This is a genomic window from Symbiopectobacterium sp. RP (assembly GCF_050472005.1).
Lineage (GTDB): Bacteria > Pseudomonadota > Gammaproteobacteria > Enterobacterales > Enterobacteriaceae > Symbiopectobacterium.
This window is the reverse complement of record NZ_JBGOGS010000001.1, coordinates 1-20,366: the sequence shown is the minus strand read 5'-3', so window position 1 is coordinate 20,366 and position 20,366 is coordinate 1. Positions and strand designations below refer to the sequence as shown.

General features: G+C 51.3%; 27 protein-coding genes. All 27 read left to right on the top strand.

Annotation, left to right across the window (positions count from 1 at the left end; all coding sequences use genetic code 11):
• The first annotated feature begins 14 nt into the window (after window positions 1-14).
• Window positions 15-767, top strand: a complete 753-nt coding sequence (locus ACD630_RS00135) for a BRO-N domain-containing protein (RefSeq protein WP_430357701.1) — start codon at window positions 15-17, stop codon at window positions 765-767.
• A gap of 812 nt (window positions 768-1,579) precedes the next feature.
• Window positions 1,580-1,834, top strand: coding sequence for a phage holin (locus tag ACD630_RS00130; RefSeq protein ID WP_430357700.1), 255 nt, complete (start codon window positions 1,580-1,582; stop codon window positions 1,832-1,834).
• Window positions 1,834-2,361 (top strand): lysozyme, encoded by a 528-nt coding sequence (locus ACD630_RS00125; protein ID WP_430357699.1) that lies wholly within the window; start codon window positions 1,834-1,836, stop codon window positions 2,359-2,361. Before ACD630_RS00130 ends, ACD630_RS00125 begins: the two co-directional genes overlap by 1 nt.
• The gene (locus ACD630_RS00120; protein WP_430360123.1) at window positions 2,358-2,726 is read left to right on the top strand and encodes a hypothetical protein; all 369 of its coding nucleotides are present in this window, start codon (window positions 2,358-2,360) and stop codon (window positions 2,724-2,726) included. The genes ACD630_RS00125 and ACD630_RS00120 overlap by 4 nt, the downstream gene beginning before the upstream one ends.
• A complete protein-coding gene (lysC, locus tag ACD630_RS00115; protein ID WP_430359818.1) occupies window positions 2,626-2,889 on the top strand; it encodes an Rz1-like lysis system protein LysC in 264 nt (87 codons plus the stop codon). The genes ACD630_RS00120 and lysC overlap by 101 nt, the downstream gene beginning before the upstream one ends.
• A 231-nt stretch (window positions 2,890-3,120) precedes the next feature.
• A complete protein-coding gene (locus tag ACD630_RS00110; RefSeq protein ID WP_430357698.1) occupies window positions 3,121-3,849 on the top strand; it encodes a KilA-N domain-containing protein in 729 nt (242 codons plus the stop codon).
• Window positions 3,850-4,041: 192 nt separating this feature from the next.
• Window positions 4,042-4,566 (top strand): phage antirepressor N-terminal domain-containing protein, encoded by a 525-nt coding sequence (locus ACD630_RS00105; protein WP_430357697.1) that lies wholly within the window; start codon window positions 4,042-4,044, stop codon window positions 4,564-4,566.
• 122 nt (window positions 4,567-4,688) lie between these two features.
• Entirely contained in the window at window positions 4,689-4,898 is a 210-nt protein-coding gene (locus ACD630_RS00100; RefSeq protein ID WP_430357696.1) for a hypothetical protein, read from the top strand.
• Between the two features lie 210 nt (window positions 4,899-5,108).
• A complete protein-coding gene (locus ACD630_RS00095) occupies window positions 5,109-5,453 on the top strand; it encodes an HNH endonuclease (protein ID WP_430357695.1) in 345 nt (114 codons plus the stop codon).
• A gap of 108 nt (window positions 5,454-5,561) precedes the next feature.
• On the top strand, window positions 5,562-6,044 hold the full coding sequence (locus ACD630_RS00090; RefSeq protein WP_430357694.1) for a terminase: 483 nt from the start codon (window positions 5,562-5,564) through the stop codon (window positions 6,042-6,044).
• A gap of 9 nt (window positions 6,045-6,053) precedes the next feature.
• Window positions 6,054-7,577: a terminase large subunit gene (locus tag ACD630_RS00085; protein WP_430357693.1), complete on the top strand. Its 1,524-nt coding sequence runs from the start codon at window positions 6,054-6,056 to the stop codon at window positions 7,575-7,577.
• Window positions 7,577-8,854, top strand: a complete 1,278-nt coding sequence (locus ACD630_RS00080) for a phage portal protein (RefSeq protein WP_430357692.1) — start codon at window positions 7,577-7,579, stop codon at window positions 8,852-8,854. Before ACD630_RS00085 ends, ACD630_RS00080 begins: the two co-directional genes overlap by 1 nt.
• A gap of 18 nt (window positions 8,855-8,872) precedes the next feature.
• Window positions 8,873-9,568, top strand: a complete 696-nt coding sequence (locus tag ACD630_RS00075) for an HK97 family phage prohead protease (RefSeq protein WP_430357691.1) — start codon at window positions 8,873-8,875, stop codon at window positions 9,566-9,568.
• A complete protein-coding gene (locus ACD630_RS00070; protein ID WP_430357690.1) occupies window positions 9,555-10,718 on the top strand; it encodes a phage major capsid protein in 1,164 nt (387 codons plus the stop codon). Before ACD630_RS00075 ends, ACD630_RS00070 begins: the two co-directional genes overlap by 14 nt.
• Window positions 10,719-10,754: 36 nt before the next feature.
• A complete protein-coding gene (locus tag ACD630_RS00065) occupies window positions 10,755-11,075 on the top strand; it encodes a head-tail connector protein (protein ID WP_430357689.1) in 321 nt (106 codons plus the stop codon).
• Entirely contained in the window at window positions 11,075-11,488 is a 414-nt protein-coding gene (locus ACD630_RS00060) for a phage head closure protein (RefSeq protein WP_430357688.1), read from the top strand. The genes ACD630_RS00065 and ACD630_RS00060 overlap by 1 nt, the downstream gene beginning before the upstream one ends.
• Complete coding sequence (locus ACD630_RS00055; RefSeq protein WP_430357687.1) at window positions 11,463-11,975, top strand: hypothetical protein; 513 nt, start codon at window positions 11,463-11,465, stop codon at window positions 11,973-11,975. Before ACD630_RS00060 ends, ACD630_RS00055 begins: the two co-directional genes overlap by 26 nt.
• On the top strand, window positions 11,972-12,511 hold the full coding sequence (locus ACD630_RS00050) for a phage tail terminator protein (RefSeq protein WP_430357686.1): 540 nt from the start codon (window positions 11,972-11,974) through the stop codon (window positions 12,509-12,511). Before ACD630_RS00055 ends, ACD630_RS00050 begins: the two co-directional genes overlap by 4 nt.
• Window positions 12,508-12,786 carry a DUF2635 domain-containing protein gene (locus ACD630_RS00045; RefSeq protein WP_430357685.1) on the top strand — a complete coding sequence of 93 codons (279 nt, stop codon included), beginning with the start codon at window positions 12,508-12,510 and terminating at the stop codon, window positions 12,784-12,786. Before ACD630_RS00050 ends, ACD630_RS00045 begins: the two co-directional genes overlap by 4 nt.
• A complete protein-coding gene (locus tag ACD630_RS00040; protein WP_430357684.1) occupies window positions 12,783-14,291 on the top strand; it encodes a phage tail sheath subtilisin-like domain-containing protein in 1,509 nt (502 codons plus the stop codon). Before ACD630_RS00045 ends, ACD630_RS00040 begins: the two co-directional genes overlap by 4 nt.
• Window positions 14,291-14,656, top strand: a complete 366-nt coding sequence (locus ACD630_RS00035) for a phage tail tube protein (RefSeq protein ID WP_430357682.1) — start codon at window positions 14,291-14,293, stop codon at window positions 14,654-14,656. Before ACD630_RS00040 ends, ACD630_RS00035 begins: the two co-directional genes overlap by 1 nt.
• A complete protein-coding gene (locus ACD630_RS00030) occupies window positions 14,653-14,976 on the top strand; it encodes a phage tail assembly protein (protein WP_430357681.1) in 324 nt (107 codons plus the stop codon). Before ACD630_RS00035 ends, ACD630_RS00030 begins: the two co-directional genes overlap by 4 nt.
• Window positions 14,977-15,060: 84 nt before the next feature.
• A complete protein-coding gene (locus ACD630_RS00025; RefSeq protein ID WP_430357680.1) occupies window positions 15,061-17,007 on the top strand; it encodes a phage tail tape measure protein in 1,947 nt (648 codons plus the stop codon).
• Window positions 17,008-17,041: 34 nt separating this feature from the next.
• Window positions 17,042-18,364: a DNA circularization protein gene (locus ACD630_RS00020; protein ID WP_430357679.1), complete on the top strand. Its 1,323-nt coding sequence runs from the start codon at window positions 17,042-17,044 to the stop codon at window positions 18,362-18,364.
• A complete protein-coding gene (locus ACD630_RS00015; protein ID WP_430357678.1) occupies window positions 18,361-19,416 on the top strand; it encodes a phage baseplate assembly protein in 1,056 nt (351 codons plus the stop codon). The genes ACD630_RS00020 and ACD630_RS00015 overlap by 4 nt, the downstream gene beginning before the upstream one ends.
• A 76-nt stretch (window positions 19,417-19,492) precedes the next feature.
• The gene (locus ACD630_RS00010) at window positions 19,493-20,062 is read left to right on the top strand and encodes a phage baseplate assembly protein V (RefSeq protein WP_430357677.1); all 570 of its coding nucleotides are present in this window, start codon (window positions 19,493-19,495) and stop codon (window positions 20,060-20,062) included.
• Window positions 20,063-20,072: 10 nt separating this feature from the next.
• A partial coding sequence (locus tag ACD630_RS00005; protein WP_430357676.1) for a phage GP46 family protein occupies window positions 20,073-20,366 on the top strand: 294 nt, incomplete at its 3' end.

Here is a 20,366-nt window from a genome sequence, read left to right as displayed (position 1 = left end):
AGTAAGGAGGCTTTATGCCAAGTCATTTCGATTTAACATTCCAAGATTCTTACAAAATTCGCATCATAATCATTGATGACCAGCCTTGGTTCGTTGCTTCTGATGTTTGCGACGCCCTTTCCATCGTTAATACTGCGCGTGCTTTGAGCCGCCTAGATGAGGATGAAAAGGATATTCATAGTATGAATACCCCTGGCGGAGAGCAAAAACTAAGCACAATAAATGGGTCAGGGTTATATTCGTTAATACTCACGAGTCGTAAAGCTGAAGCTAGGAAATTCAAAAAATGGGTGACTAGTGAGGTGTTGCCAACTATCCGTAAAACCGGCAAGTATGAACACCCTACTCATAAGCCCGAAGCACGAGAGCCACTCACCGCCGACGATACATCTCATCTTGCTAGGCTTATCTGGGGCATATCTAATGGCTTCCGATTCGAGCGCTCATGGAGCAATGCCATCTGGCACGCACTACGCTATGCGGCGGGCGTCTCTTCTCCACAGCATTTTGGCGTCAGTCATATTCCGATACTCGCGGAAGAGTGCCAACGTATTTACAGTTTCACCAATGCGCTGAAAGAGGTCATGTACGACGCTGAAAAGCAAGCTGTCCGGCGAGTTCTCAAAAATCGTGAGGATGCGGAGGCAGTAGTATCAGAAATGAAGCAGCTGCTGGATGAAACTAATCAATCACACAATCTGTTGCTGACGAATACCTTGGCACGATGGCAGCAAGCGGATATCGAGCACTTTCTACAGCGGCATTGACGGCACAAGGCTAAATAACTGATCAAACGATCAGTTAAATGCTTGACGTGAGCAGCTGAGCTACATATAATTTACCCATACTGCGGCAAGAGCGCGCAGGACGTGAAGCCTCAACTTTGATTGGGGCTTTTTACGTATTGAGAAGAGAAAGCGTCGAATAGTAAGGTATGGTCCCGCGGTTTTATTTATGGGTTTAATTATGGAAAGTATTCAATCGACAGCTTCCTCTCACATATCTTTCAAAGATGCTTCGCCTTGTGGTTCTTCAACGTCAACGTTTACTAATCTGACCGAGAGGCTCAGAAGTATCATTAACATGCCGGACAATTTCAAAATCAAACTGCCGTTTGGACAATCAGTTAAAAGTACACTAAAGTCAATGCGTTGTAAGCTTGTCCAAGTATTTCAAGTTCGCAACTATACCTCGGTACCATGCACAGGTACATCAACAACTTGTACAGCTGACTCATCTAAAGAAAGGAAGATGGTAACCATAACGCTGGGAGACGTATCGTCAGAACCTTTAGATGCATATCGAAAATATATAGAAAACGGCTATGCACCAGCTATAAGTAGTGTTATGGATAATCATCTAAATGCCATTAAAAGTATTATAAACAAAAATTGAAAAAACATTTTATAAGCCTATAATCTATAGGCAAATTTACTAATTATAAAATAATATATGATTTCTTTTTTAAGAATTAAATATTAACCGTGTACCAATCTTTTATAAAGGCTACGCTCCGGCGCGGCCTTTTTTATTTCCCTTTCAATAACACACAGCGCCATCCCTGCCGGGAGGTGAGGGTATGACACGAATGAGCACTCTCTACAGCAGGCTTTCATACGGAAGCGGGACGGGCTTAATGGGCCTTGGCGCGTCTGCCAGAGCCTACGCCGCATCAACTACAGAGAGCGTATGGTTGCTTGCAGACAAAATGGCCGGGTTAACGCTCGGTGACTGGGCTATTATTGTCGGTATGGTCTGCACAATCGGCACTTTTGCTATCAACTGGTACTACCGCAGGAAGGAGTATCAGCTGAGGGAAAAAGGCGGGGCGTAATGTCAAAAGCAAGCAAACTCAGTGCGGCAATGCTGGCGCTCATCGCTGCTGGCGTGACTGCTCCCGTGATGATGGCGCAATTCCAGACTGAAAAAGAGGGGATGCGTATAAACGCTTATCCTGACGGCGGCGGCATCTGGACGATTTGCGGTGGCGTGACACGGGTAGATGGCAAGCCGGTAGTGAAGGGCATGAAGCTGACCGCCGGGCAGTGTGCAAAGATTGATGCCGCAGAACAGCAAAAGGCGCTCGATTGGGTGGATCGCAACGTTAAAGTGCCGCTCACTGAGACTCAGAAAGTCGGCATTGCCTCATTTTGTCCGTGGAATATCGGTCCCGGTAACTGCTTCACCTCAACGTTCTACCGCAAATTGAATGCCGGCGATCTCATTGGTGCCTGCAAAGAGATTAAGCGCTGGATTTGGGACGGAGGCAAAGATTGCCGTATCCGCGCCAATAACTGTTACGGGCAGATAGCGCGGCGTGACCAGGAGGCGGAATTATCGTGCTGGGGGCTCGGCGCATGAGGCTATATTTCTACGCCGCTCTCGTTGCTCTGCTGGCTACACTGTCATTTGGCGTCTACTACTACCACGACGCATACAGTGATAAAGCGAAAGACCTCGAAGCAGCAGAGCGGCAACAAAAGCAGGCCGAAACCATCGCTGGAAATGTGATCCAGTCGATGCGCATCTTCACCGCCATCACACAGGCCAATCACGATGAAAAACAGCAGATACAGCAGCGGTCGGAAAATACCGGGGTTTACATCCGTGAAAAATTATCGACTGATGAGTGTGCTAGTCGGCCTGTTCCTGATAATGTCGTTAACAAGCTGCGAGAGCACGCGGACAGAATACGTAACGGCACCCGTCGTACCGATCCCCGCTGAACTTCTACAGGACTGCCCAGCGCCTGAAATCGCTCATCAAATGACATACGGCCAGAGCGTAGCGCTGAATGAAGAATTGCTGACCGTTATTGAGAAGTGTAACGCCGACAAGCGAAGCATTCGGGAAATCGAAGGATCCCGGAAGAATTTACCTGCCAGGTAGCTGTGCAACTCTGTGAAGAAGTGGCAAGGCTGTGAAACCAAACAATGAGGCTCGGTGAATCCGGGCTTTTTTTGTGTCTTGCAATATCCCCGCGCACCGAAAGCGCATCTAAAAACACCGAACCTGAACCTATGGAATGAGCCTTTGAGGGCGTCAGTTTGTGCTGGCGAGCCTTCGGTGGGCTGACGTTCTATTTCGGCAAAGGTTCATTTCATAGAAAAGGTAAACGCTATGAATAAATTATCGATAATCATAAGCGGCGTTGTGATCAAAACTGATCAATCAGGTTATTTTCGTCTGAATGATTTACAGAAAGCGGCTAAAAAATCAGAGGGGCAAAAGCGCTCAGAAAGAACATTTGAAATACATGAATTCATGCGCCGACCAGATACTAAGGGGTTGATAAGAGAGATAGAAAATGAAACTACGGGAAAACTCCGTAGTTTAGCCTTTTTCACTATTGAGGGGCGAAACGGTGGGACTTACGTGTGTAAAGAATTAGTTTACGCCTATGCTATGTGGATTAGCCCCAAATTCCACCTTCATGTTATACGCACGTTTGATGCAGCCGTTGCCAAAGAGCAGATACGTATTTCGTATCGTGATATGGCCCGGCTTGAGTACCGCCCATTGACCGATGCCATCAAGCACGAGCGTGAGGCACAGGGGAAAAACATTGCCCCTCATCACTTCAGCAACGAAGCTGACCTGATTAACCGCATTGCACTGGGTATGACATCCGCAAAATTTCGAGTCCACCATGAAATAGGTAAGAAAGGATCTCTCCGTGACTATCTGACGCCAGAGCAGATCCACTGCATTACCGAACTGCAACGCGCGAATACGGTATTCATTGGCATGGGATGGGACTTCGAGCAACGCAAAGCCACGCTGATGGGAATATTTAACAAAAACCATCGCCAACCGCTGATTGAAGAACAACACCGACTGGCGGCTTAGTATGACAAAAAGCGAAAGAGAAACCTTGAGGCCCGGTTAATCCGGGCCTTTTCATCGGTGCAGTGCATGCACCCATCACACGTCGGATCTTGTTTAGGAATGAGCCTTTGAGGAAGCAGCTGGCTAGTGCTGCCTTCGACGGGCTGATTTCCTATGCGCCAAAGGTTCATTACCTAAGTAAGGATAAGCACTATGCAAACAATCACCGTTCCGTTTCATGGAAATGCCCTGTATGTCGTTAACTGTAACGATGAACCCTATACCCCGATGCGCCCAATCATTGAGGGTATGGGGTTGGCATACCAGGGTCAGGCGGGTAAGTTGAAATCTCGCTTTGCCAAGGGGGTCATGGAAATCATGATCCCTACCCAAGGTGGCCCACAAAAAATGCTTTGTCTACAACTCCGCAAATTGGCTGCCTGGCTGGCCAGTATCCAGCCGAATAAAGTTAAGCCAGAAAGTCGCGACAAAGTGGTTCAGTATCAGGAGGAGTGCGATGACGTGCTCTATGAATACTGGACAAAAGGTCAGGTTACCAATCCCCGCAAGCGCAGCGTCATGCAGGAACTCAATGCCGCTTGCGCCGACTTAAAAACGGACAAAGCCGTTGCCAGCGTGTTTGGCACGGGATTGAACGAGTGGAAAGGCATTAAGGCGGCACATGCGAAGAAAATCAACGTGCTGATTGAAGAAGCGCAATTGCTGCTGACGTTTTAACTGGTGGTGAGTGACACAAAAGCATTGTCAATGAGTCTGCTAATTCAGCGGCAATGCTAGCCAACGTGAGGACCCGTAATGAAAACAATGAATTATAGTATGTTCGGTGTGAGTGTTTTCGCATGAAAGACTACACAGCATTCATTGAAAAGCATGTGGTCGCTGAACTGATGAAGCAGGGCTATGCGCCATCGGTCGCCCTGAAGGGGGCAGACAGGGCGCTAGATCACTACCGCCGTTCAGGCTCAGCATCAGGGAAGGGGAAGATGTTTGACGATTGCTTTCGCATAGCAAAGGCATGGGCGATGAAATACCAGCCCAAAAAGAAATGACGAAATCCAGGGCATTCTCCCGAGAGTGTTCGATATTTCATTCAGTAGCGTCACTCCCGTCGCTGTCCTGCTGTGTTAGCCAAGACCTGACTTCTCCTTGCAGTTAGCGCACAGAGGGGATCAATAACGGGATATACCGCGTTTCTCCGCACACCAAGGCGGGGTTATCGCTTATGTCAGTCTAACTGGAACTAAAGAGGGGGATGAGTCTTGAAAGGACCCCACATCTACAACAGCAGGTGGGACAAAGCGCGTGTTTCATTTTTGCGCGCTCATCCGTTATGCCGTATGTGCCACGAGCAGGGACGGATAACACCCGCTGTCGTTGTTGACCACATCATTCCGCACAAACTTAAAGAGGCGTTGAAGTCTGGCGACAAGGCGGCGATAGCAAAGGCACAAACATTATTCTGGAATAAAGAGAACTGGCAGGGACTGTGCGTCCCGCATCACTCATCGACTAAACAAAGAATGGAAAAGCGGGACAAGGTCATCGGCTGCGATGAGAATGGTATGCCTCTCGATCCCAATTCAGACTGGTTCAAACACAGCTAACCCCATAGGGGGGCGGGGGAAAAGTTCAGGGCGCTTGCTGTTCCTGACCGCCCGCCCTCCTCAACTTTAACGCTAACCCGATTTTTTTAGTTTTCAAGGTGCTCTCAAATGGCAGAAAAACGAAACCGCTCTGACAGTGCGACGGCGGCGATCCAGGCCATGAAAAATGCGACCGGGGACACCCTTCAGCCCCCGGCGCACGCGGGTTTGGAAAAAAAAGCCGAGCCTTTTTGGCATGACAATATTCGATCCAAAGCATTGGATAGCTGGACACCCGCTGACCTGTTAGCCGCTGTTGAGCTGGCAAATAATCAACACTATATCACCATGTTACGGCGTGATTTACGTAACGAAGAGCGCGTGCGCGGTGAGGCGAGAAACATGGTTGAAATTAAAGAATTGCGCAAACAAATCGTAGAATTACAGCGCGCGATTTTGGCACAGCGACGAGATCTGCAAATCCATTCCCACGCTACCAACGGTGAAAGCCGCGACCAGCGTAACAAAAACAGGAATGACAGGAACGCCAGAAGCACGGTCAGTGGTCATCAACGCGAAGACGATAATCTGATCGCGTTTCCAAAACATTAAGGGGCATTCATGACGCGAGGTGAGCGCGTGATAGCGTTCATTGAGCGCTATTGCATTGTGCCGGAAGGCAAGTTTATCGGACAGCCGATGAAGCTTGATGGCTTCCAGAAAGACTTTCTGCTTGATGTCTATGACAACCCGGTGGGCACCAGCAGGGCAATTTTAAGCATCGCCCGAAAGAACGGGAAAACCGGGTTAATTGCTGGAATACTTCTTGCTCACCTGGTTGGCCCAGAAGCGGTGCAAAACTCTCAGATCGTCAGTGGGGCGATGAGCCGAGAGCAGGCTGCGCTGGTCTTTAGCCTGTCGGTCAAAATGATTAATCTTAACCCCGCGCTACAGGACATTGTGCATATCATTCCCAGCGGTAAGCGGCTGATTGGTACCCCTTGTAATGTTGAGTACAAGGCGCTGGCCGCCGAGGGTAAAACCGCACACGGTCTTTCTCCAGTGCTGGCCATTCTGGATGAAGTGGGGCAGGTAGTAGGTCCGCGCAGTGATTTTGTTGACGCCATTGTTACCTCACAAGGGGCGCATGAGACACCTTTGCTGATTGCTATCAGTACCCAGGCGGCCAACGACGCCGACCTGTTGAGCGTGTGGATTGATGACGCGGCAACTTCTGGCGATCCACATATTGTTTGCCATGTGCATACTGCCGAAAAAGACGCCGACATTATGGATCGGGCTGCATGGCGTGCCGCTAATCCGGCGTTGGGAACCTTTCGTTCACTGGACGAGATGGAGCGCCGGGCAGAAGAGGCGACGAGGATGCCCAGCAGTGAAAATACCTTTCGTAATCTCAATCTAAATCAGCGCGTATCCACTGTGTCACCGTTCGTCTCCCGTAATGTTTGGGAAGCCAGTATTCTGAAGGACATTCGTCCGGGCATGATTGTTGGGGAGTGCTACGCGGGGCTCGACCTGTCAGAAAAGAACGACCTTACCGCGCTGGTGATTGTGGGACAGGATAAAGAGCGCGACTGGCTGGTATTCCCGTTCTTCTGGACACCGGGTAAGACCTTGCTCGACCGGGCCAGGCGAGATCGCGCCCCTTATGATGTTTGGGCCAGGCAAGGTTACCTCGAAACGACGCCGACTACCTCAGTGGAATATGATTTTGTGGTGCTAAAAATCGCAGAGTTACTCAGTGATTTTGATGTAAAAGCTATCGCCTTTGACCGCTGGCGTATCGATGTTTTCAAAAAAGAAGTAGACCGCATCGGGTTAACGCTTCCCCTGGTGGAATTCGGTCAGGGGTATCGGGATATGGCTCCCGCCATCGACACATTGGAAACTGTGTTACTCAACAACCGGCTTCGGCATGGTGATCATCCCGTGATGACGATGTGTGCCGCCAACGCCACGGTGATCAAAGACGCGGCGGGTAACCGCAAGATAGATAAATCCAAGGCGACAGGCCGCATGGATGGCATGGTGGCCCTCACGATGGCGATGGGGGCTGCAAACGGTGAAGTTGTCGATAGGGGTGGCGACTTTGAAGACTTTTTATATCAACCATTGAGCATGTAATGTCAGATACCCAATACTCGATAGACTTGCGTACCAACAATGGCTGGTGGGCGCGGGTGGCGTCATGGTTCGTCGGCGGCAGGCTGGTAACCCCAAATCAGGGATCGCAAACCGGCCCCGTTTCTGCGTCCGGCAGTCTCGGCGATTCCTTGATCAATGATGTACGCCTTCTGCAAATTTCTACCGTGTGGCGCTGTGTGTCATTGATTTCGACCTTAACGGCGAGTCTGCCATTAGATGTATTGAAAACAGACGGTAACGATAACCGTGCCAAGGTGGGGTTGGATAATCCACTGGCCAGGCTGCTGCGTTATTCTCCCAATCAATACATGACCGCGCAGGAGTTTCGCGAGTCAATGACTATGCAACTCTGTTTCTACGGTAATGCCTATGCGCTGATTGAGCGCAATGGGGTTGGCGATGTGGTTAGCCTTATCCCGCTGCTGTCGGCCAATATGGATGTCCGGCTGGAAGGGAAACGTATCGTTTATCGATACCAACGCGATCATGAATTTGCCACTTTCAGCCAGCGAGAAATTTTTCACCTGAAGGGTTTCGGGTTTAACGGGTTAGTGGGCTTATCTCCCATAGCGCATGCCTGTAAATCGGCTGGCGTAGCCGTAGCGATGGAAGATCAGCAGCGTGATTTTTACGCCAACGGCGCTAAGTCACCCAAGATCCTCTCTACAGGAGAGAGGGTACTTTCTAAAGACCAGCGCAAACAACTGGAACAGAACTTCAGGGAAATCGCTGGCGGTCCGGTAAAAAAACTATTGTGGATACTGGAGGCAAACTGTCAGGCTCATGATATCGGTGTGAGTCCGCAGGATGCCGAAACGATGGCGTCTCGTAAGTTCCAGGTCAGTGAACTGGCGCGATTCTTTGGTGTACCACCACACCTCGTAGGGGAGGTGGAAAAATCGACCAGCTGGGGAACTGGCATCGAGCAACAGAATCTGGGGTTCCTCCAGTACACACTGCAACCCTATATTTCACGCTGGGAAAACAGCATCCAGCGCTGGCTGTTAAAGCCGGAACAGGTGGGTGTTTATCATGCTGAACATAACCTTGATGGCCTGTTGCGGGGGGATTCAACTTCACGTGCTGCGTTTATGAAGGCCATGGGGGAATCCGGGTTGCGTACCATCAACGAAATGCGCCGACTGGATAACCTGCCCCCCCTACCGGGCGGCGATGTTGCCATGCGTCAGGCGCAATATGTGCCCATCACCGAACTGGGAACCAGCCACCAACGGCCTCGCGAAAGCGGGGTTTAGTTTTTTATGGGGTCAGCAATGCCAGACATTAACAAAACGCTTTCTTTTGAGCAGACAGAGATCAAGTTTGCCGGTGATGGCTCGAAGGGCATTTTTGAAGGGTACGCCTCTGTCTTTAACAACACCGACTCAGACGGCGACATCATCCTGCCCGGTGCCTTTAAAGGCGCGCTTGAAGCGCAGACGCGCAAGGTGGCGATGTTTTTCAATCACCGCACCTGGGAAATCCCGGTGGGTAAGTGGGAAGCACTACAGGAAGACACAAAAGGTCTCTTTGTGCGTGGGCAGCTCACGCCGGGTCACAGCGGCGCAAGCGACCTGAAAGCCGCCATGCAACACGGCACGGTTGAAGGAATGTCCGTGGGATTCTCGGTCAGCAAAGACGACTACAGCCTTGTCGCCAGCGGTGGGCGCATCTTCAAAAACGTCTCTCGCCTGCGCGAGGTCAGCGTATGCACCTTTCCGGCTAATGACCTGGCGGGGGTTTCCGCCATGAAAAGTGCTGAGGGGATAGAAACCCTTCGTGACGTGGAAAACTGGCTGAGGGATTCAGTCGGTGTCAGCAAGTCACAAGCAGTGGGGCTCATTGCCCGGTTCAAATCAGCCATTCGGAGCGAGTCCGAAAGCGACGAGAACAAAACCGACATTACCGCGCTTATCTCGCGCATCAATACATTTTCAGCCACGTTAGGAAATAACCATGTCCGAACTTGAACAAATCCAAAAGGCTCTGGAAGCATCACAGGCCAAAGTACAGCAACTGTTTGATGCCCAGAAAGCGGAAATCGAAAGCACTGGCCAGATCTCCAGACAATTGCAATCTGACATCGTCAAGGTGCAGGCCGAAATGACCCAATCTGGTCAACGCCTGTTTGACCTGGAACAGAAACTCTCCTCAGCGCCGGACGCCCCAGATGAGAAAAAATCGTTTTCTGAGCGCGCTGCTCAAGAGCTCACTAAGTCTTGGAATGGCAGCAAAGGCCGCTTTGAAGCCAATACCTTCAATAAGTCCCTTGGCAGTGATGCAGGGTCCGCGGGGGCGCTCATTCAGCCCATGCAAGTGTCGGGGATCGTCGTGCCGGGATTGCGCCGCCTGGTGATCCGCGATTTGCTGGCGCAAGGGCGTATTTCCAGCAACTCGCTGGAATATGTGCGCGAAAAGCTGTTTACCAATAGCGCCAGGCCAGTGAAAGAAAAAGCGCAAAAACCTGAATCAGATATCACCTTCGAAAAAGACACGGCCAACGTGAAAACCATCGCGCATTGGGTTCAGGCATCACGTCAGGTGATGGATGATGCGCCGATGCTGCAATCTTATGTAAACACCCGCCTGCTGTACGGTCTGGCACTGGTGGAAGAAGCTCAGCTGCTCAATGGCGATGGTGCCGGGGATAACCTCAAGGGGATTAATACCGTTGCCACGGCTTACGACACTACCTTAAACGTCAAGGGTGACACCAAATCTGACATGATCGCCCACGCGATCTTCCAGGTAACGGAGTCCGAGTTCAGTGCTTCCGGTATCATCCTCAATCCGCGTGACTGGCACAACATCGCGCTGCTAAAAGATGGCGATGGGCGCTATATCTTTGGCGGTCCGCAAGCCTTTGCCAGCAATATCATGTGGGGGTTGCCTGTGGTGCCCACCCGGGCACAGGCACAAGGTACCTTTACCGTTGGGGGGTTCGATTTGGCCTCCCAGGTCTGGGATCGCATGGATGCTACTATCGAGGTGAGTCGTGAAGATCGCGATAACTTTGTGAAAAACATGCTCACCATCCTATGTGAAGAGCGTCTGGCATTGGCACACTACCGACCACAGGCAATGATAAAAGGCGCTTTCGCGACCCCTGCTGGCAGCTAATCAACCCGGAGAGGGCGGTAAACGCCGCCCTGTTGAATGATGGCGATTAAGGTCACTGATGTTGTCCCTATAGAAGAGTTACGCCAGCATCTTGAGTATGACGATGAGGACAGAGATGCTCTGATACTGCGACAGGCTCAGTCATCCCTCGATTATTGCCTGCGCTTTTGTGATGAGCCGCGTTGGAAAGGCGTTAAAGATCTCCCCTCACAGATTGTTCAGGCAATGCTGTTATATCTCTGCGATGCGTTCGAGCACCGAGGCGCACAAACAGAAGTTCAGCTCTACACCAACCAACGGGCAGAAGACTTACTGTTTCAGGTGAGGAACTGGCGCGGAACGGAAGAGGTCTCCTGATGGCGATACGGTTAGCGCAAACCAGTGCACTCTATCAGTTCCCTGACCCCGGCGAACTGCGCCACAAAGTTTTTCTACGAAAACGCATTGATTTACCTGCGGCTGATATGGGAACGGTCTCCTCTTACTCAGAAACGTTTTGGACTAAAGCCAGGGTCAGGCAAGTAAGCGCAACAACCTGGTATGAGAGCGTTCAGATAAATCAGGTCATTACACATTATTTCACGATCCGCTTTCGCTCTGGACTGACTTCTGATTATGAAATTGTCCACAAAGAAAAAGTTTATGCCGTAAAGCGTTTTCGTGATCTGAATGAAGCAGGGAAATACATGCTACTTGAGTGCGAACAACTGACCGATGAATCAATCCCCCTGAGAGGCGGTAACGATGGCAACTCCCTATTTACACGTTGATTTTCAGCAACCGGAAGAGCTGGTTTTCAACCGCGCGAGGTTGCGACGGGCGTTTGTGAAGATCGGCCAGGTGCATATGCGTGATGCACGCCGTCTGGTGATGAAGCGCGGTAAGTCTGCGGCGGGGGATAATCCGTCATACCGCACTGGGAAATTGGCCCGTTCTATCGGCTATTACGTGCCGCGTGCGTCAAAACGGCGCGCCGGGTTGATGGTGCGTATTGCCCCAAACCAGAAAAACGGCAAGGGCAACCGGTTGATAAACGGGGCCTTCTATCCTGCGATCCTGTTCTATGGCGTACGCAAGGGGGCCACGCGCAAAAAAGGTCATCATCGCGGTGCCTCTGGTGAGCGTGGTTGGCGCATTGCTCCGCGCAATAACTTTATGGAACAGACATTGCAGAATAATAACGCCTGGACCCGTTATTACCTCGCCAGCGAACTGCGTAACTCCCTACGTACTCAGAGAAAATATAAAAAACGATGAAACTCACACCGATTATTGCGGCCCTACGCACCCACTGTCCGTACTTTGAAAACAGGGTTGGCGGGGCGGCACAGTTCAAGAGCCTGCCAGAAACCGGGAAATTACGTTTACCCGCCGCCTATGTGGTGCCGGGTGACGACGCTCCCGGCGAGCAAAAGAGCCAGACGGATTACTGGCAGGATCTAAGGGAAAGCTTTTCCGTCATCGTCATGCTGAGTAACGGACGTGATGAGCGCGGGCAGTGGGCGGCGTTCGACGTCGTCCATGATGTGCGGCATATGCTGTTCACCGCGCTGTTGGGATGGGAGCCTGAGCCTGGCGGCAATCCCGTCACCTATGACGGCGGCACCTTGCTGGACCTCAATCGTCATGAATTGATGTACCAGTTTGATTTTGTCGTTGATACCGAAATCAATGCCGAAGACACACGGCAATACGCCGAGCTGAATAATTTACCTGACTTACACACCGTGGCGATTGACGTGAATAAATCGTCAAACAGCGTTAATCCGAATATGGAGATAAACCTGAAATGATAGGTGCCCAACCAGAAATTGTTTTTATTAAACCCAAACACGGTCGAAAAGTGCCTATTCCACAATATATGCGCGATACCAAAGAGTATTTTGGTGAATATTTGCCAGAAGAAGGATTACGTGTTGAAAAAACGCTTTTTTGGATAAGAAGAAAACAGGACGATGATATTGAGGAAGTGAGTGAATCCGACCATCCCCCTCTTGCCATCAATCAAGAGACGATTGATCCCACAAAAAATAAGCTAAAAAAGGCTAAAGAGGAGACGCAGGAATGACCATTAGCTTTAATACCATGAACGCGAACCTGCGTGTGTCTGGGGTCTATACAGAAATGGATAACAGCGCTGCCAATACGATGCAAGCCAGCGGCCCGGCACTGCTCATTGGCCATGCATTACCGAATGCAAAAATGCCCCTGAATGCACCGATGATCATCCCCTCGTCAGAAATGATGCAACAGTTAGCCGGTCGGGGCAGCCAGTTGGACCGCATGGTGCAAGCCTACCGTCGGATTGATGCGATAGGTGAATTATTTGTCATTGCGGTACCTGCTGTACCTGAAACCAGGGGGACGAAAGCAACAGGCGAGATTGCCATTAGTGGCACCGCCACCGATCCCGGTGTCGTTACGCTGTATATCAGCAACCAGCGTATTTTATCTGCCGTCAAGAAATCGGATACCGCCAATACCGTTGCTGCCGCCCTTGGTAAAGCGATCAATGTCAACGAAGATTTGCCTGTCACCGCGGCAATTTCAGCGGGAAAAATCAGCTTGACCGCAAAGCATAGAGGGGCAACGGGCAATGATATTCCATTGATGCTGAACTATTATTCGCCGACAGGCGGTGAGAATACCCCTTCTGGTTTGAATATCAGTCTTACGCCAATGCGTGGTGGGGCTGGTTCGCCGAATATGGACAGTGTTATCGGCGCAATGGGTGACTTGTTATTTGATTTTATTGGCTTGCCTTTCTCCGATTCTGCCTCACTGGAAAAGATGGGCGCGGCGATGAACGACACCAACGGTCGCTGGAGTCCTTATCAGCCGTTGTACGGTCATGTTTATACTGCCAAAAAAGGGACGGTCGGCGAACTGATCGCTTTTGGCAATTCGTTTAATGATCCGCATCTCACTATCGCTGGATACGAACCTGCAATACAAACCGCGCTTGATGAACTGGTAGCGGCACGACTGGCACGGTGCGCGATATTTTTGCGTAATGACCCCGCCAGACCGACCCACACGGGCGAGTTAAACGGGGTGTTACCCGCACCGTCTGGCAAACGCTTCACCTTGACAGAGCAGCAATCCCTGCTTTCACACGGTATCGCCACCACCAATGTGGAAGGCGGCGTATTACGCCTTCAGCGCGATGTGACGACCTACCAGAAAAACCGTTACGGGGTGGCGGATAACAGCTATCTGGACAGTGAAACACTCTATACCAGCGCTTATATTTTGCGGCGATTGAAATCCGTCATAACCAGCAAGTACGGACGGCACAAACTGGCCGATGACGGTACCCGATTCGGGGCAGGTCAGGCGATTGCTACGCCCGCCGTGATTAAGGCCGAACTCTGTGCGGTGTATCGCCAGTTGGAAAATGAAGGGATTGTCGAAAATTTCGATGCTTTTCGTCAACATCTCATCGTTGAGCGCAACGCCAATGATCCCAACCGGATTGATGTGGTCTTTCCGGCGGATTATATCAATCAGCTGCGGGTATTTGCGTTGGTGAATCAATTCAGGCTGCAATATAACCAGGGTGAGGTGGGGTGATGACGGGAAAAAGAAGAATAGGCGGCACCTGCTATTTTAAGGTCGATGGGCAGCAACTCTCATTGAATGGCAGTGTGGAAGTGCCGATGAATCTCACCGTGAGAGAGGATGTGGTGGGGCTTGATGGCAGTGTGCATTACAAACAAACGCATCGTGCGCCTTATATCAAGGCGGAATTTAAGGTCGAGAGACAGTTTCCCCTCCAAAAACTCACCACAGCCGATGAAATGACCCTCACCGCTGAATTGGCTAACGGCATGGTTTATGTTCTGTCGGGCGCGTGGCTGTCGGGTGAATCTTCCTATAACGCTGACGAAGGTACGGTTGAGATGGAATTTCACGGAAATGAAGGATTTTATCAATGAAATCAATTACACTGAGCAAACCTATTCAGATACACAACGAAAAAATTTCAGTACTGGATATTCAGGAACCGACGTTTGATCAGGTCGAAAAGTTTGGCATTCCTTTCAGTTACTCTGAGCGAGGCGAGATGCGGCTGGATACCCGCTCCGCCCTGTCTTATTTGCCTGAACTGGCGGGGATCCCCCGCTCTTCTGCGCAACAGATGGCGCTACATGATGTCTTTCTCGCTTCAATGACCATCGTGAGTTTTTTTACCGGTGCCCAGAGCCTGGCAGTCTCAGACGACGATTCTACAACGTTGCCTGGTTCTGGCGCATAAACCCCTTCGAATTACGCCGACATCCGCTGAGTCAGTTTCTTGAACTGGAGGGAGAGGCTGTTCGCATCAATAAGGAACGACACAGTGGCGAATAGTTTTGAGTTAAAAGCGATCATCACTGCCGTTGATAAACTCTCCGCCCCGTTAAAGGGGATGCGGCGTGAAATGAAGTCCTTCAAAAAGGAGGTTAGCGCGGGATTGGCGGGGGCTGCTGCATTAGGGGCTGGCGTTGTTACTGCCATGGCAGGTCCCATCAAACAGGCGATAGACTTTGAATCAACAATGGCCGATATCCGCAAGGTGGTTGATTTTGATACGCCAGAACAATTCAGGCAGATGTCAGAAGATATCCTTAAGCTGTCGACAGTACTCCCCATGGCAGCCGATGGCATTGGGCAGATTGTGGCCGCGGGGGGGCAGGCGGGGATCGCGAAAGAAGAACTGATGTCCTTCGCCCAATCCGCGGTAAAAATGGGTATCGCCTTTGACCAGACGGCTGAGCAATCCGGGCAGATGATGGCACAGTGGCGGACGGCATTTCGGTTGACGCAAAATGATGTGGTCTCCCTTGCCGATAAAATCAATGACCTTGGCAACAACGGTCCCGCCAATGCCGCTAAAATTTCCGATATTGTGACCCGCATTGGCCCATTGGGTGAAGTCGCGGGCCTGGCATCGGGTGAAATTGCGGCACTTGGCGCAACCATTGCCGGGATGGGGGTTGAGTCAGATGTGGCGGCAACCGGCATCAAGAACTTTATGGTGGCGTTAACCAGGGGAAAATCCGCGACAACCTCGCAAAAAATAGCCTTAAGAGCCTTAAAAATAAGCCCCAAAAAACTCGCGACACAGATGCAGAAAGACGCAAAAGGCGCGATGCTGATGGTGCTAAAGGCAATAGAAAAAGTCCCTAAAGCAGAGCAAACCTCCTTATTAAATTCACTGTTTGGCACTGAATCACTTTCAGCCCTTGCCCCGCTGCTGACCAACCTTGAATTACTGGAAATTAATCTGGATAGGGTCGCAGACAAACAAAAGTACGGCGGCTCGATGCAGAAGGAATACGCCAGCCGTGCGGCCACCACGGCAAATGCTATCCAACTGTTTAAAAATCAGATGCACGTTGCGAGTGTCAGTCTGGGGTCAATTTTTTTGCCCACACTTGTTGAAGTGACAAAGAAAATCCAGCCGTTGATTGAACAATTTCGCACCTGGGTAAAAGCCCATCCAGAACTGATTAAATCCTTCGCCAGGTGGGGGGCTTATCTGCTGGGAACCGCGACAGCGGTAGGGGTTGTCACCCGTGCTTTCAGGCTTTTTAACAGTGTGATGAAAATGTCGACGCTGGGTAAGCTGGTCTCGTTAATGGTCATAGGCGGTGGGCTTATCGTCGATAATTGGGAAACCACGGGTCCAATGGTTAAAGAAGTCTGGCGAAATATTGACGGCGTAGCACAAGCCCTGGGGGGGTGGGAAAACATCCTGAAAGGCATTGTGGCATTTGTGGCGACAAAATGGGCGCTCGATATGGTTTCCTCTATTGGCAGCGTCACAAAAGAAATGCGTCAGCTAGGGAAGGCAACGAAGGCAACGGGGTTGTTTGGCCTGGGAAGTAAGGCAGGATTATACGGTGCAGTAGGGGCCATGCTCTATGACCCCGTGGAAAGCGCACTGGACAGTACCCTGGGCAAAACAGGAGCAGGAAAATGGATGAAGAACACGGGCCTGTTCCTCGCGTCTGACTGGACGCCGTTCTTTAACAAAGACAGGTATGAGCAATATCAGGCGGGTCTTGATGCCGCAAAAAGTCACGAAAATCCCCCGTCTGGCCCTCTCCCTTCCTCCCTGTCAGCGCGAGAAAGGGAGAATGTCGGTCTATTGGACTCCCCCTTGCGTCGAGATGAGCAGGCAAACCTGAAACTGACGGTGGATTTTCGCAATATGCTGACCGGCACGCAGGTGCAAACCGAAGGTAAGTCACCCTCGTGGTTTAACTATGACGTGGGTTATACCCGCTTCGCCAGACAATGACCGCTTCGGCGGTTTTTCTTTTTAAGGAGCGGTGATGATGAACTGGAAGGAGCAGCTGCGTCCTGCGTCTTTTCGTGGCGTACCGTTTCAGGTAGAGGACGACGAAGGGACGTTCGGACGGCGGGTACAGGTGCATGAATACCCCAATCGCGACAAGCCGTATACGGAAGATTTAGGCAGGGCAACGCGGCGCTTTACTATCAGCGCGTATCTGGTCGGTGATGATTTCTTCGAGGCCAGAGATCGGCTCATTGTGGCTATCGATACGCCGGGGCCGGGCACGCTGGTACACCCCTACTACGGTGAGATAGCCGTCTGTATTGACGGTGAAGTCAGAGTGAGCCATAGCGGACGAGAGGGGAGGATGTGCCGCGTCAGTTTTAGCGTGGTCGAAGCCGGTGAATTATCTTTCCCGACTGCGGGTATCGCCACCAGTCACACCCTGATTTCTTCCAGTTCCGCGCTCAATGATCGGATTGAGGCGGTTTTTGCTGATTTAGGCTTAAAAGGATTGGCCGATTTTGCACAGGCTGATGTGTTGGTACGAGCCAAAGAGATGATTGGCAATATCACCAACGCCTTTGACACTATCGATAGCGGGATCACGGCGGCTTCCCGCCTGCTACAGGGGGATATTTCGGTGATCTTGACGCCCGGCTCACCCGGTAAAAACCTGGTTGAATCGATACAGAAAATGTGGAGGGCGGGACGGCGTACCGCGCAGGATGCGTCCACACTGGCACAGCAAATCAGGACGCTATCCGGTGTGACGCTGGGGCATGATTTAGCGCCACGCGGCGTCTGGAAAAGCGACAGGCCAAGTATACAGTCTGAACGTAGGCGAAGTAATCGTATTGCCGCTTTGTTGCGTACCACGGCCATCCATGAGGCGACGTGGCGATTAACACAACTCCCCCCACCACGTACCGCTATGTTACCGGTTAATCAACGTGCAAAACGTCAGCTACAGGTCAATATTTCCCATCCCGCATTACACGCGGTTTCCCATACCGCAGGCAGTCACATTGAAGGACTCGCGGCGGTCACGTGGGAGGCGTTGGTCAGGGTGCGGGAAACGCTGAATCAGGCTATCGGGCACGAACAGGCGTTAACGCTTGACGATACGCTGTTCCTTGCCTTGCAACAGGTGAAAACCGATGCCAACCGGGATATTGCCACACGACTGGCACAAGTTGAAAAAACCGTCACCCGTACACCCGAAACGGTGCTGCCTGCGCTGGTTCTGGCGGCCAACTGGTATGACAACGCGGCACGGGAAACCGATATCACCCGCCGCAATACCGTTAACCATCCCGGTTTTGTGCCGGTACACCCCTTAAGGGTTCCTGCAAGATGAGCGATCATGTGATATTGCGCGTCAACGGGCGCGAATGGGGCGGTTGGACACGCGTCCAGATTTCAGCAGGGATAGAACGACTCTCACGCGATTTCAATGTCGAAATCACCCGCCAATGGCCGGGTGAATCAGGAAGCGTAGCGTTACAGCCCAGAATTAAAAAAGGTGAATTGGTCGACGTCCTCATCGGTCAGGATAAAGTCCTGACCGGCTGGATTGAAGCGATCCCGATACGCTATGACGCAAAAAGTATCAATGTTGGTATCAGTGGTCGCAGCAAGACGGCGGATTTAATCGATTGTGCTGCCCATACCACGCTTTTTACGGGCAACACCTTGCATCAGATAGCCTCAGCACTGGCAAAACCCTTTGGCATTAAGGTGATTAACCAGAAAGCCCCCCAAACGCCGCTACAGGCTTTTCAGGCGGATTATGGGGAAACCGTACACGAGGTACTCAACAAAGCGCTGGGAAGCCAACAGGCGCTCGCCTGGGACGATGAGGAAGGCAATCTATTGATTGGCACGGTCGGTAATGATCGTGCAACAACGGCGCTTGTCTGGGGTGAGAATATTCTCACCTGTGATACCGAACAGAGTATCCGTGAACGTTTTTCAGAATACCAGGTCGCAGGGCAACGGGTAGGTGATGACTCAGATCACGGCGAAGCCACACTGACAGCACTGCGCGCCAGAGCCAGGGATAGCCAGATAACGCGCTATCGTCCGCAACATATCCAGCAATCCGGTAATGCCACTGGGGCCAGCTGTCGCGCACGGAGTGAATTTGAAGCAAAGCAACGGGCAGCCAGAACCGAGGAAACGACCTATACCGTTCAAGGTTGGCGGCAAGGTGATGGCAGTCTGTGGAAACCTAACCAGCGGGTGATTGTGTTTGATCCGGTGCTGGGGTTTAACAACCGTGAACTGGTCATTAGCGAGGTGGTGTATACGCAGGATGAAGGCGGTACGTTATGTGAACTGCGAGTCGGGCCAGAAGCCGCCTATATTCCAGCGCTTGAGGAATTGAAAGCGCCAGACGACGAGGATTAGCGATTCGTCCTGTACCGATCACCCATTTTGGGGCATTGACCGCTTTTATTCTTTTGTTCAGCTGGAGACGTATTAAATGAAAAACGTTGTATCCATGCTACAGCGCAGCTTGTCGCGTCTATGGTCAAGGGCAGTCGTGCGAGGGGTAAATAGTGCCATGGCTTGCCAGCAGGTAGATATCGCAATGATAGCGGGCGAAACAAAAGCCGGTGTGGAATACCTTGAGCCTTACGGCTTTACCTCGACCGCGCATTCTGGCGCGGAAGGGGTTGCGCTATTTCTCGCTGGCGATCGGTCACACGGCATTGTCATTAACGTTGCAGACCGACGCTATCGGCTTAAGGGGCTGAAAGAAGGTGAAGTCGCCATTTATAGCGATGAAGGCGATAGCATCGTGCTTAAGCGTGGCCGGTTAATCGAAGCGACAACAGAGACGTTCATCCTGAATGCTAAAAACAAGGTGGTACTGAATACCGCCTTAATTGAAACATCGGGTGCAATCAAGGCGGAGAAATCGATTACGTCTGCGGCGGAGGTGCAAGATAAAATCGGTTCATTAAGCACAATGAGGAAACAGTACAACAGCCATGCGCATTCAGGCGATAGCGGCGGCATGACCGGTACACCTACTCAAGGGATGAAATAAGATGACCGGTATGCCTATTGAACATGATGACCGGGTAAGCCGTGCCGTGATTATCTCGCTGTTCACCTGGCGACGGGCTGAACAGGATGACGACACGGATACCCCGATGGGATGGTGGGGTGATACGTGGCCGACGGTACAAAATGACCGGATTGGCTCTCGATTGCATCTGCTGAAACGCACAACCTTAACCCCTCAGACGGCGCAAAAAGCGAAGGAATATATCGCTCAGGCGCTCAAGTGGATGACGGAGGACGGTGTAGCGCTTCGTGTTGATATTGAGGTAGTGCGCTCAGGTACCGAT